The sequence below is a fragment of the Wolbachia endosymbiont of Nasonia vitripennis genome, assembly GCF_048054115.1.
In the GTDB taxonomy this organism is placed as follows: domain Bacteria; phylum Pseudomonadota; class Alphaproteobacteria; order Rickettsiales; family Anaplasmataceae; genus Wolbachia.
This window is the reverse complement of the sequence record NZ_JAFEVF010000024.1, coordinates 1-12,421: the sequence shown is the minus strand read 5'-3', so window position 1 is coordinate 12,421 and position 12,421 is coordinate 1. Positions and strand designations below refer to the sequence as shown.

Sequence of the window (12,421 nt, the reverse complement as noted above, 5' to 3'; positions counted from 1 at the left end):
GAGCCGCCGATTTCCAGCACAATAGTGGAAATAATTCCTTTTTTTTTTGTCTACTTCAGTGCCGGTTACGGCTATACCTTCCATAGCAAGGTTTGTATTATTGGCTTTTCTGCTATTGGTTGCAAAATTTTGCAACCTAAAGAATTGTCCGGGTTTAAAATTTTTTGCCGCAAGTGGTGCTTTGATCACTATTTCCACAACTTTGTCTGTTAAATATTGAACTTTTATAACCTTTGCAGTGAATTGCTCTTTGATTCTATTAAAGAATTCTTTGTTAGCTTGACGGAACAGCGTCACTCCAGCGCGTGACGCTGGCTGATTAGCTGTTTGGATCACTCCACTCAAAAGCTGAGAAATAATAGGGTAGCCGTTCTTAGCACTTGCCATAGCTTTCACGACGCTGCCGCTATACGAAGGGTGAAGATCACCAAAAAAGCTGATTGTTTTATTGCCTTGCTTATACACTAATATTCTATCTTTATTTTGCATTTTAGGAGAAAATATTGGGTCTATTTCTTTTCCTGATGAATTCAAATGAGTAAAATACCCATTACTTAATTTAAAATGCTTTTTATCTTCTGTTGCAATAACTGTATTTGGCTCAGTACCTGCTGCTATAAAAATAGAACGTGCTTTTATACGTTTGATTTCGCCGGATTTTGTGTCTATCAGTTTTATTGACTCAGCATGGTTATATTTATCTGTCACAACTTCAACTGGCTCTAAGTTTTCAATAAAGTAAATCCCTTCTGATAATGCGTTTTGCACCTCTTCGCTATTTAATCGATAACTTGGCGAGTCTTTCAGCTCTTTTCTATATACAACTTTCACTCCCCCAAGACTCTGCATTAACTCTAATATTTTTATTTCTCTACTTTCTTTTTTTGCTAATTCTTGCTCTGCTTGGATCAACTTTGCGTGCGATATGAGCTCATTCGCAATTTCGTGCTCTTCTTCTGTCCAATCTTTTTCAACACAGTCTTTTCCGTACTTATCAACCAATATTTCATAACGAAGAAGAAATTTTTCTACTTGAATTGGATAATACGCTAAAGCTTCAGTGGCAGTGTCAATCGCAGTAAGCCCAGCCCCTATTACAACTATCGGCATACGAACTTGCAGACTTGCTATAGAATCAAATTTAAGAGCGCCAGTCAGTTGTAACGACATAAGAAAGTCAGATGCCATACGCACTCCACGAGCTAGTATATTCTTTATTTTGATCATTCGTGGCTTGCCAGAGCCAAGTGCTAGGGCGATGTGATCAAAACCCGAGTTGAACGCGTCATCAACATTAATCGTGCCACCAAAACGAATACCTCCATAAAGTGCGAAATTCTCACGTCTTTCCAGCAAAAGTCTAATGATTTTTAGATAGTTTTTGTTCCATCTAGAGGTTATGCCATACTCTGCTACTCCACCAAATCCACCAGCTGTGCGTTCACTTAGTTTTTCATGCTCGAAATCTTTAATTAGCTGAAAATTATCGATCAAAGGTTCAATCTTTAGTCCATCAATGGCGATAACGTTATGCCCATCGTTTAATAAATGATGAGCTAAATTAAAACCCGCAGGACCAAGCCCTACAACTAGGACGTTTTTTCCTGTGTTTCCTTTTGGCAATGGACGCTGAAAATTTAAAGGATTCCAACGGCTAAGCAGAGAATATATTTCAAATCCATACGGTAAACTAAGCACATCATCTAGAATCCTTGTTTCAATCATTGGCACATTTACAGGCTCTTGTTTCTGATATATGCATGAGTTCATGCAATCATTGCATATTCTTTTCCCAGTAGCTGCACATAATGGGTTATCTATTACCACAATTGCAAGGCTTGCTATGCTGTACCCTTCGCTTTTCACCAGATTCATTTCTGATATTTTCTGTTCTAGTGGACAGCCGTGCAATTCAACTTTGAGTGGGGACTGTTTAAAGTTATTGTCGTTATTACTTAGCCCCTTTGAACAACTGTCCTTATTTTGCTTATGACAAAATATGCAGTAATGAGCATTATCCAATGCTTTATTCAAACTCACCTTTTCACTTGTCAGATCAAAACCATGTCGTCTTTTTGTTTTGCTTGAATACAATACCTCAACTTCGTCTACTTCTTTTTTGAAGAACGATACGAGATTTTCGTGATCAATTTTTCTGTGAATACTAAAAAGTATACTCTGTTTATTTTTTACTCTCCACGCTGCATATTGCGCTGCAAGTTCTATTTCTTCTTTGTGATCCTCTTTATTTTCCAACCAACGCATCACCTGCTCAGCAAAATTTTTTTCTGTTGTTGGTAGGGCAAGAAAGCGATTTAATTTGCTGGTAACATAATCAATATCTATATCTGCTATATCAGTGTACTTCTTTAATGCATAGCGTTGAACAAATAACCTTTTACACTTATATATTGCAGCAAAGTCGTTGTGCTTTTTCTTTAGCTCCTCTGCTTCTTTTCCAATATTAAAAAGTTTTGCAATAAATTCATCAAGTAAATATGAGAGGTCTATTATTAACTGACTATCTGTCATTTGAGTGGCCAACATTGGTTGTTCTATGGATCCCAGTGTCAAGCACTGGGATGACATCAAAGAAGAAGCTGCTTTTTCTCTTGCTTCAATTAATGAACAAAACAAGCTTTCATCGCACGATTTTATATAATCTAAAAACGTCTCATCTAATTTTATTAATCCACTACAAGTGTATAAGTTTGAAAATGAGATTTTGAAATTCAGTTGCATTGTTATACTATACAGTGTACATACTGTTTCTTACAGATGAAGATTTTATTTGTCTTGCAGTCTTGCTAAGATTGTTGCTTCTGCAGCTTTTTCTTTCCCAACATATGCAACACACTCAAATTTGCATGCACCCAAACACGCACTTTTTATATTGGATTGAAGAACCAACGTGTCCCCTGGAATAACTGGTCTTCTGAATTTTGCGTTTTCAATAGACATAAAGTAAACAACTTTATTTTCTATTGTTTCTTTACCGAGGACACATATAGCAGATGCCTGAGCTAAAGACTCAATTATCAAAACTCCTGGCATTATCGGATGGCCAGGAAAATGACCAATAAAAAATGGCTCGTTGAAAGTCACATTTTTGATTGCTTTTATACTTTTACCAGGTTCGCATTCTATAACCCTATCTACTAAGAGAAAAGGATAAGAATGTGGTAGTATTTTTATAATATCACTGATATTAAATTGCATAAGCCTACTCAATGCTTTGCAAAGCAAATTCAGGTATTTCCTTATTTACATTTTTTAATACCACATCTGATAAATCAACCTCATCCATAGAGTATAGAACTTGGTTCTTTTTTGAAATAAATAGTACTAAATCTACATTGTTTTTTTCTGCCGTTCTTTTAGCCACTTCTTTTATTTTGTTAAAGACACTTTCTACTGCTTCTCTATAGTTTTCTTCTAAATTTGACATTTTCTTAGCGTAATTATCCCTAACGCTTACAGTGTACTTACTAAATTGTTCCGTCTTTTCTTTTTTTGCTTCTTCTGACAAAAGGTCAAATTCTTCTTTCGATGGCTTAAATTTTTCTAACTCATTTTCAAATTCTTGCTGTAATCTAGAATTCTGCTCCTTTATTTGTTGTTGTATATTTTGCAGAGCCAGAGATTCGTTGATAACTTTGTCACTATCAATAATGGCAGCCTTTGTATTAATCGCGCTCTGAGGTTGATACCCTACAAACTTATACCCTACAAATAAGGAAACAATTAAGGCAATGACTGATGTAAATAACTGTATATATTTCATTCAAATCCCCGCTTCAATAGAAATTTTAACGTTTGGTGATGGTATTATATCATAAGTTTCCTTTACTAAAGGAAACCCAAAATCTAATCTAAGTCTACCAAAAGGAGAGGGCATTGAAAAGCCAAAACCTGGTGATACTCTTATAAGCTTACTATCGTAATATTTTCCACTATATATCTCCTTTTCATCTAAACCAAAAAGTGTTGCGTAGTCAACAAATAGTGAGCCTTTGATACCAGCATAGTCGTATAATTTAGATAGTGGAAAATCTACTTGCTGTGTTAAATTAAAATAAGTTTTGCCTCCCAATGAGCTTTTATTTTTGTCTTCTGCTCTTGGTCCAATGCCGGAAAGGTCAAATCCTCTAATTTCATTACCACCTTTAAAAAAGTGCTGGCCAATATTTAGCTCTTTATCGGTATAAGAGAAAATATGACCTGCTGCTATTTTAAAGCGCAATGTTATATCATCATCAATTTTGCTTAGTATAGGGCGTGTATAAAAAGACAAAAACTCAGATTTTAGGAAATTTACATTTCCTCCCAATCCTGAAATATCCTGATTTAAGCGCAATAAATATCCCTCTTTAGGAGTATAGAGGTTATCCAGTTTATTGTATGATAACGTATATCCCACTGATGAAACCTGATACTCACCTTCTTGATCTCTTATTATCTCAGAGATATCCTCATCTTTTCCACTCTTATTGTCCGTATGTATATGGTTATATTTATAAGAATAGCGAATAGAGTTGGTTAGATTTTCTAAAATTTTATAAGATAATTTTACTGTTCCTCCCCAGTCACAAGTATCAAAAGTGGTGTTTGGCTTATCTTGTTTTTCATAAAATATACCTACGCCTAATGACGTATCAGAATCGTTAAAATTATTTTCAACAGCGTCTATACTAGTAGAAAGAACATATTGACTTTTTTCAAGAGCAAAAGATACCTCTTTACCACTACCAAATAAATTACGATCTGTGAAATCGGTTTTAACAAATACTCCACCAGGAAGAGACATGCCACCTGTTAAAGATAACGAGGCAGTTCTTTTTTCTTTGACATTTAAATCAAGATTTACTGCATTTTCATCCACTATATAACTATTTATTTTTACTGTTTCAAAAAAATCGCTATATATAAGTTTTCTACGTGATTTTTGAATCTCAGATGTGTTATATGCGTCGCCTTCTGCCATGCTAAGTTTTCTTCTAATTACTTTATCTAAAGTGCGGTCATTGCCATCAATAGTAATTTGGTTTATATAAATCTTTTTACCTGGTAGCACTTTGTAAGTTACATCCACAATATTGTTATGTTGTGTATATTCTGGATTAACTTTTGCAAATATATATCCTTTTTCGTTTAAATGTTTACTTATTTTTTCTGCTGTATTGTTAATTTTAACTCTATTAAATATTTGATTATTTTCCTCTTTGATAAATTCTAATATTTCTTCCCTTAAACTTAAATCCTTAATCTCAGTTTCAATATCAACTTCATTATTTCCAAATAAGTATTGCTGCTTTTCATCAATCAAAAAAGTTAACTCTATTTGGTTGTTATTATCAACCTCAACAATTGGTTGGATATTATTTTGAATATATCCCTTAGATGAATAGAAGCGATCAAGCAGTTCTGTGTTAATCAGTAGATATTGAGGTGAATAATGAGTTCCGCTTTTAAAAATGGCTCTAAATAACTTACTAAATATATCGTTGCTATGCCTTTTGATAACTTGCTCTAGCTCATTTGCTGAAAAGTTTTTATTACCTATGAATCGTAAACCCTTAATTTTAGACGTTCTTCCTTCTTTTATCTTAAAAATTAGGTTTATCCTATTGCTACCAAGCTTATCTAGCTCATATGCAATTTTAACACCAATTTTACCACTGTTCCTATAAAGAGTAGCTAGATTTATTAAATCGTTTTGTAATTTTGTTTCAGTGAAAATAGTTAGTGATTTTGACTGGATAACGTTATTTAGCAACTCTTTACTGTTAAATAACTTATTGCCTTTCAATATTACTTTGTTAATCAATGGATTCTCATGAATTTTTACTACTAAGTTTTTTTCATCATCGATATAGGCGTTAATACTAGCAAATAACTTTGTTTTATATAAATCTTTTATAATTGAATCTACATCATCATCATTTATATGACTACCTGGTTCTAATTTTGTATAAAACCTTATTGTTTGATCACTTACTCGCTCATTGCCAATATACTTAATATTTTTTATCTGTACTTTTTCTTTATTTTCTAGAGCAACAAGTAGAGTGGGAAAAGAAATAAATATTATTATTAGTATGTGAAATAACTTTTTCATATGTATCTTAAAAAAGATGCCTAATATCATTTGTGATTGCAACTGCCATCAACAAAAACAGTATGGTAGCACCAAAAGTGACTGCATATTTTTGATATTTCAAACTCAAATCTCTACGTATAACTGCTTCTATAATATAATGAAATAAATGCCCACCATCTAGTAGTGGTATTGGCAGCAAGTTAATTGCAGCTAAATTAGCTGAAATAATTGCCATAAAATATAGAACCATCATAAGTCCCTTTTTAGCTGATTGCCCTGAATATTTTGCAATTTTTATTGGCCCACCTATTTCATTTATACTCCTTTTACCAACAACAATTTGAAAGAGTGCTTTGATTGTTAAACACATAGTGTGGTAGGTTTCATTCACTGATAGGCTAGCAGCTCCAAGAAAAGATGACTGTTTTAACCCTATCATATTAATTGAGGTAATTCCTATAGTTTTTCTTTCTATTATGTTACCAAAGACATCTCTATCCTCAACTGTAAACGGAGTTAGAATAGTTCTGTACTCTTCGTTATTTCTTCTATACTTAATTTCTATTCTTGTTTCAGGGTTGGACATTATCACGCGTGAAATATCTTCAAAGTATTTTATTTTGTACTCATTGATCTGTGTAATAGTGTCACCTGGTAATAGGCCAGCTTGCTTTGCTGCACTTTCTTCAATTACATTACCAATTACTGGTGGAGTACGATAATAACCTGCCACGCTGAAAAATATTGTGAAAGCTATAACGGTAAATATCATGTTTGCAAAAGGCCCTGCAAAAACTATTGCTGCTTTTTGATATCGAGGTTTTGTATGGAATGAGTATAATTTTTCTTCTTCAGTTAATTTTTGTTGATCAACAGGAACGCTTGCTGCATTAGTATCCCCTAACATTTTAACGTAGCCACCCAATGGAAAGGCACTTAATTTCCATCTAGTTCCAGACTTGTCGTTAAAACCAAAAATTTCAGGACCAAAGCCTATAGAAAAAGATTCAACTTTAACCTTGCATGCTTTAGCGACAATATAATGCCCACATTCATGCACGAATACTATGATAGAAATTATTAAAGAAAACGATAAAAAATAATATATTCCAGCGCTAAGTTGATGAGAAATTAATTCCACCTATGTTTTAAATCTTAATCAAACGTTGAGTATATTAAAATGCGCCTTGCTTGACAAGTATTTAGTTTAGTCTTTAAATTAAAAAAAAGTTTAATGACAATGATAGATATCTCCTTATTAAGAAGAAAACTGATGTATAGGAGTTGGCATAGGGGTTGTAAAGAAACTGATATACTTTTAGGGCATTTTGCATTGAAATATCTTGATAAATTTTCCTTAAGTGAACTAATTGAATACGAAAAAATAGTTGATCTTGATGATTGCGAATTATATTGTTACATCACTCGTAAGAAACTTCTCCCCCCTGATTTGAGTAGTGAGGTAGTCGATTTGATTGCTTGCTTTAATCACTTATGCACCCAATAATCTTGTTTACCCTATCTAATACTTCAGCATATTCTACTCTTTTTTCCTCCCTATACTTTTTGCATTCTTGATTTATTTCGTCTAATCGCTTTGTTAATTCTAAAATTTTGTCTTCGAGAGTCAATGCTGCAAGTAAGAAATTTAATGCATCTGAGCCCTTACCTCCAGTTCTTTGAGATATGGAGCTAACTAGCTTGTTGAAGCTATTAGCAAGTTGTAATAAATGGTCCTTCTTTTTACTTTCGCAAGATATTTTATATGTGTTATTATGTATAACTATTTCTACTACTTGCATATGATGCTATATTGTACAACTTTCAAATTTACAATATAGATTTTTATTCATTTATCAAGAGGGATAACTTTTTACTGCTACGAAAATAAGTTTTAAAGTATTGATGTTTTGCAACCTTCTGTGACGTCAAATTACTTGCTTCTTTCAAGTTATAGCTTCTAATTGAAAAAGAACCAAACCCCCTGATTTCAACTCTATTATGATATTTCAACGTGTTTGAAAACACTCGAAAGAAACTATCAACTATGTCTGCTATAATGACCTTATCTAACAAAAGGTGTTTTTTTGCCACTTTTGCTATTATATCAGATTTCGTTGCCATTTATATGAAGCACAAGAAGTTATTTGGCAGATAATATTATATTATATTTTTCAACACCTACTACTTCAACTTGTATTTTTTCTGATATAGAAAACTTTTTATTTTCTGGTAAATGCTCTTGATCTACTAAAAGGGTTACATTGTTCTCAACCTCAACGATTAGACCATTTTCCTCTCTCTTACTTACAGTAACCTGAATTTTATCCCCTACTTTAACTTTCTCTATCAGTTCTTCAAGAGGATCATACTCTATTTGCTTTACTCCAAGATAAATTCTTGTCCGATCTACGTTAGCCCTTATCACTTTTGCTTCTATTTCATCACCTACATTATACTTTTTTATCTCATCTGAATTGTTTTTCGACCAACTTAGATTTTGCATATAAATTGTTCCTTCTACGTCCTCAGATATCTCAGAATTATCAAAAGTCACAGATATTTGTGAACCATTGTTGCTTTTAACTTTACCAGAAACAATAGAACCAAGAGGATATTTATCAATAAATACTTGCCAAGGATTCTCTACGCACCTTTTTGTGCTTAAACTCATCTTATTTTTAATAATGTCAATACCGAGAATTTTTACATCCACTTCTTGTCCTATTGTTACAAAATTACTGATTGGTAAATTACTCTTGCTCCAAGTTATTTCTGATGAGTGTACCAAACCCGCAATCCCAGGTTTAATCTCAACAATGAATCCACAATCTTTTATACCCGTTACACATCCTTTGTGTACGCTGTTAATTGGACATTTTGACTCTAGATCTTGCCAAGGATTGTCTCCTAATTGTTTTACACCCAGGGAGATTTTTCCATTTTCTCTATCTATTTTTATAATTTTAGTTTTTATATGCTGACCATAAGAAAAAATTGCAGATGGATGACTTACATTACTCCAAGAGATATCTGTAATATGTAGCAGCCCATCTATAACTCCCACTGTATCTGATTCATGAATGCCAACAAATGCACCGTAGTGAGTGATGCTTTTTATTTTGCCTTCTACTACATCACCTTCATTTAAAGATTCTAAAAACTTAATTTTTTCACCAGCATGCAATTTCTCTAATACCAGCTTTCTTGATACTACAATATTCCCCTGCTTCTTATCCATTTTAAGCACGATGAATTTTTGTTCAGTTTCAATAAGGTGATTAGCATCTTTTATTTGCTTCAAATCCACATGACTCAGCGGTAAAAACGCACTTATTCCATCACCAAGATCAACAATAAAACCGCATTTAATTGAGCGTTTAATGATTCCTGTTACTTCATCTTTTGTAACTGCGCTTTCTTCCAATTTATTCCATTTTTCGTCTCTGATTGCTTTCTCACGACTAAGAACAACATTACCATGGTAATCTTCAATTCTTTCAACATAAACTCTAATTTTCGAGCCAACAGTGATATCATCATTACAACTGAGCTCCTTAATCAGAATTCTTCCGTCTGACTTTAAACCAACATCAACCACAATATCATTAGAATTTCTTCTTGTGATTATACCTTCTACCACATCTCCTTCTTTGATTTTGTTAGCAAAAGAATCTTCACAAAAGTCATTGTCTTGATTATCAAATTGATCTTGAAATATCTCTTCTATGAACCTATTTGATGATAGCCTCTTGATAGCAACTGTACTTTCCATACCTTTTAATTTTAACTTCATTAGAACTCATATATTATATAATATTAATAATTAGTGACAAGTAAATTCTCATTAATTCATTTCGAGAATTGTTTAAGCTATAAAAGATTAAGTTATGTAAGATATGTTATCTAGGAATAATAATTGGATTAGGTCATTTTCCAGAAGATCTAGGTTGAAGTTGAATGTTCTGGAGAAGTATTCTATTAAAAACAGCAAGGAATCTATAAAAAAGATCGTAGACTTACAAAAAAGAATACGGGTAGAAATAGGTTTCGGTAATGGTGAAAATATGCTCCATCAGGCATTCAATGAATCTGATCTATTATTTATAGGATGTGAGCCTTATTTAAAGGGGGTCTCTTCCTTGCTAAAAAGCATAGAAGCACACAGCATAAAAAATATTTTAATATGGACAGAAGATGCAAGAGAATTAATTGTCAATTTTCCTGACCACAGTGTTGAAAAATTCTTTATTCTCTTTCCAGATCCATGGCCAAAAAGAAGTCACAACAAAAGACGGTTAATTAATACGGAATTTTTAAATTTATTAGCAAAAAAAATACTTGTCACAGGTGAAATATTTATTGCAACTGATCATCAGGATTATGCAGAGTGGATAGAGTTACATATAAAGCAGTGTAATTTTTTAACCTATAAGGAAGATAGTTTTGCAAATTATACCCCAACAAAATACCACAGAAAAGCGCTAGAATATCAGCGTAAAATAAAGTTTTTTAAAGTAAATGTTATATCTAAACTGACTTAGATTTACCTCTGCTTGTTAGTACAGATGTGTACATGACACTCTATAGTGCAAGTAGCCTACCATATACTGGGAATAACAGTTTACTGAATTCTTTAATCTCACAAATAGAAAGATCAATAAACTTGATAAACATCAACATTATCAGCCAGCATTGCTTTTGCAACTTCAATTCTACCTTTTTTATGATCGGTTTGGATAATTTTATAACCTATAGCATTTTGTCTAGCAACCAATCTGGTGCTTCTCTACCTTTTTCCCACTTAGCAAATCTCATCTTTTCTTTTAGGTAATATTCTCTATATGCTTCTATTGGGTTATTACATTTATATCGATCAGGTAACGCTTGTGTAAAAGCTTGTATATCAGCTGATCGAAATATTAGCAAATCCTTGTTATTATCGCACCAATCTATAACTTCTTCGGATTTATGCGTTCTTTTGTATCGCAAGCTATATTCTATACACAATTCTTTTCCATGTTTTATTAACCAATCAAAGTTTCCTTTTGATTGTCTAGCCCATAAAGAACAAGGATGGTTTTTGTGAGTAAGTTTATATGGAACTTCTATATTCTGGTTTGTAATGCTGACTAAAGGATTTGGCTCTTTTAATGCTATTGAAAAAACACTGCTAAGCAATTGAGCAGTTTCTAGCGGCATTTTTACTATGTGCTTATCGCATAACATTTGTGCTGCAGTTACAGGATTTTCGTCTAATATAAAGATATTCATCTAAGCACCCAGAGATAGAATTTTTGCGTAGTATTTATTTCAATAAACCCTAAAATATCATTCAGAAAATGGATAAGTTAAATAAGCTCAGTTAAAAAAATTATACACAATTCCGAGGAACCTTTTCAAGCTACAATGAACGTATAGCTACCACTCTAGCAATATTATTTCTCACCCACTGAAGATATTGCACGGTACTGTCTACTTGATCGTCGTGACGGATTTCTGGAAACATTAAAATCTCATACTCAAAGTCGCTAAGCCATACTGCTTGGTTAGGGAGAAAAACCCGCTCAGATTCTATAATTGGGACAATTCGGTGAAATCGAGTTAATTTGTCATCATGTGGTACTATTTGAATAATAGGTAAATCACTGTTTTTCCTGAGCTCCTGAACCAATTGCTGACCGCTTGCTTTTGCTTCGATTAAAATTGCGTGTGGCTTCCACCTTGCAGCCAGCGACAGAACTTTCTCTTTAAGTTTTGGATATTCAAGTTTTGCGCGATATACATCGAGTAAATAGAATGTATTATCTACTTTTGTCCAGGTAGTGCAGACACTAAAGTCACTTGTATTGTTTGTTGAAATTGCAGTATCCCAACTTTGTGTTACATGCAAGAGGCTATCAGGAAAATTTTTATAGCGCTTCAACCACTCTCGTTTAATTATAGCACTTGAAAGTGGTAGAGGGTTTTGTTGGTATTGAGCAGCAAAACCATAACTCCCAAGTTCAGCTTTTATCATCTCAATTTCTTCTTTTCCTTCAGTTAGGGAATACAACAATTGACCTTCTTTTCTTGAGTATATTTCCTGTTCATGCTCTGGAATATGATTATTAACTGAATAAATAATCTCCTTATCTTCAGCTATTATTGGTAAACAGACATGGTGCCATATGTTTCTTGGTTTACAGAGGAGGTGACCAGTTAAATCTTCTAAATGGAGTCTGTGCATCACAAGAACGATAACTCCTTTTTTTCTGTCGTTGAGCCTGGTTACTAAAAGTGTAATAGTTTAGACTTGATCTGACAGGCATGAATTAACTG

Annotated in this window: 11 protein-coding genes and 1 pseudogene; 2 read left to right on the top strand and 10 right to left on the bottom strand. The window is 33.1% G+C overall.

Annotated features, from left to right (window positions below; translation table 11 throughout):
* The 5 genes from JR053_RS03985 to rseP all read right to left on the bottom strand — a co-directional run.
* Nucleotides 1-2,742 (bottom strand): FAD-dependent oxidoreductase (locus JR053_RS03985; RefSeq protein WP_416603613.1); only part of this gene is annotated, 2,742 nt, incomplete at its 3' end.
* Between the two features lie 45 nt (nt 2,743-2,787).
* Entirely contained in the window at nt 2,788-3,219 is a 432-nt protein-coding gene (gene fabZ, locus JR053_RS03980) for a 3-hydroxyacyl-ACP dehydratase FabZ (RefSeq protein WP_139686648.1), read from the bottom strand.
* Nucleotides 3,220-3,223: 4 nt separating this feature from the next.
* Nucleotides 3,224-3,784, bottom strand: a complete 561-nt coding sequence (locus tag JR053_RS03975; protein WP_010404220.1) for an OmpH family outer membrane protein — start codon at nt 3,782-3,784, stop codon at nt 3,224-3,226.
* Nucleotides 3,785-6,118 carry an outer membrane protein assembly factor BamA gene (gene bamA, locus JR053_RS03970; RefSeq protein ID WP_029237650.1) on the bottom strand — a complete coding sequence of 778 codons (2,334 nt, stop codon included), beginning with the start codon at nt 6,116-6,118 and terminating at the stop codon, nt 3,785-3,787.
* Between the two features lie 7 nt (nt 6,119-6,125).
* Nucleotides 6,126-7,241: an RIP metalloprotease RseP gene (gene rseP, locus JR053_RS03965; protein WP_010404225.1), complete on the bottom strand. Its 1,116-nt coding sequence runs from the start codon at nt 7,239-7,241 to the stop codon at nt 6,126-6,128.
* Nucleotides 7,242-7,340: 99 nt separating this feature from the next.
* Between rseP and JR053_RS03960 the strand changes: the two genes are divergently transcribed.
* Nucleotides 7,341-7,607: a succinate dehydrogenase assembly factor 2 gene (locus tag JR053_RS03960; RefSeq protein WP_010404229.1), complete on the top strand. Its 267-nt coding sequence runs from the start codon at nt 7,341-7,343 to the stop codon at nt 7,605-7,607.
* On the opposite strand, the gene JR053_RS03955 is transcribed toward JR053_RS03960, so the two are convergent.
* The 3 genes from JR053_RS03955 to JR053_RS03945 are packed head-to-tail and all read right to left on the bottom strand — an operon-like array spanning nt 7,585 to nt 9,896.
* Nucleotides 7,585-7,902, bottom strand: a complete 318-nt coding sequence (locus JR053_RS03955) for a cell division protein ZapA (RefSeq protein ID WP_010404232.1) — start codon at nt 7,900-7,902, stop codon at nt 7,585-7,587. The two genes, JR053_RS03960 and JR053_RS03955, sit on opposite strands and share 23 nt — an antisense overlap.
* Before the next feature lie 43 nt (nt 7,903-7,945).
* Nucleotides 7,946-8,224: an HU family DNA-binding protein gene (locus tag JR053_RS03950; RefSeq protein ID WP_010404234.1), complete on the bottom strand. Its 279-nt coding sequence runs from the start codon at nt 8,222-8,224 to the stop codon at nt 7,946-7,948.
* A gap of 19 nt (nt 8,225-8,243) precedes the next feature.
* Entirely contained in the window at nt 8,244-9,896 is a 1,653-nt protein-coding gene (locus JR053_RS03945) for a 30S ribosomal protein S1 (protein ID WP_010404236.1), read from the bottom strand.
* Nucleotides 9,897-9,999: 103 nt separating this feature from the next.
* On the opposite strand from JR053_RS03945, the gene trmB reads away from it, so the two are divergent.
* Complete coding sequence (trmB, locus tag JR053_RS03940; RefSeq protein WP_063631013.1) at nt 10,000-10,644, top strand: tRNA (guanosine(46)-N7)-methyltransferase TrmB; 645 nt, start codon at nt 10,000-10,002, stop codon at nt 10,642-10,644.
* A gap of 208 nt (nt 10,645-10,852) precedes the next feature.
* On the opposite strand, the gene JR053_RS03935 is transcribed toward trmB, so the two are convergent.
* Nucleotides 10,853-11,374 (bottom strand): pyrimidine dimer DNA glycosylase/endonuclease V, encoded by a 522-nt coding sequence (locus tag JR053_RS03935; RefSeq protein WP_007302421.1) that lies wholly within the window; start codon nt 11,372-11,374, stop codon nt 10,853-10,855.
* A gap of 130 nt (nt 11,375-11,504) precedes the next feature.
* Nucleotides 11,505-12,377: pseudogene (gene terL / locus JR053_RS03930) on the bottom strand (phage terminase large subunit); the annotation flags it as partial.
* Nucleotides 12,378-12,421 lie beyond the last annotated feature (44 nt).

Excerpts from the sequence above, each read along its gene's own strand:
- JR053_RS03975 (WP_010404220.1), bottom strand. The coding sequence starts at position 3,784 with ATGAAATATATACAGTTATTTACATCAGTCATTGCCTTAATTGTTTCC.
- JR053_RS03935 (WP_007302421.1), bottom strand. The coding sequence starts at position 11,374 with ATGAATATCTTTATATTAGACGAAAATCCTGTAACTGCAGCACAAATG.
- JR053_RS03945 (WP_010404236.1), bottom strand. The coding sequence starts at position 9,896 with ATGAAGTTAAAATTAAAAGGTATGGAAAGTACAGTTGCTATCAAGAGG.
- bamA (WP_029237650.1), bottom strand. The coding sequence starts at position 6,118 with ATGAAAAAGTTATTTCACATACTAATAATAATATTTATTTCTTTTCCC.
- JR053_RS03950 (WP_010404234.1), bottom strand. The coding sequence starts at position 8,224 with ATGGCAACGAAATCTGATATAATAGCAAAAGTGGCAAAAAAACACCTT.
- JR053_RS03955 (WP_010404232.1), bottom strand. The coding sequence starts at position 7,902 with ATGCAAGTAGTAGAAATAGTTATACATAATAACACATATAAAATATCT.
- JR053_RS03960 (WP_010404229.1), top strand. The coding sequence starts at position 7,341 with ATGATAGATATCTCCTTATTAAGAAGAAAACTGATGTATAGGAGTTGG.
- trmB (WP_063631013.1), top strand. The coding sequence starts at position 10,000 with ATGTTATCTAGGAATAATAATTGGATTAGGTCATTTTCCAGAAGATCT.
- fabZ (WP_139686648.1), bottom strand. The coding sequence starts at position 3,219 with ATGCAATTTAATATCAGTGATATTATAAAAATACTACCACATTCTTAT.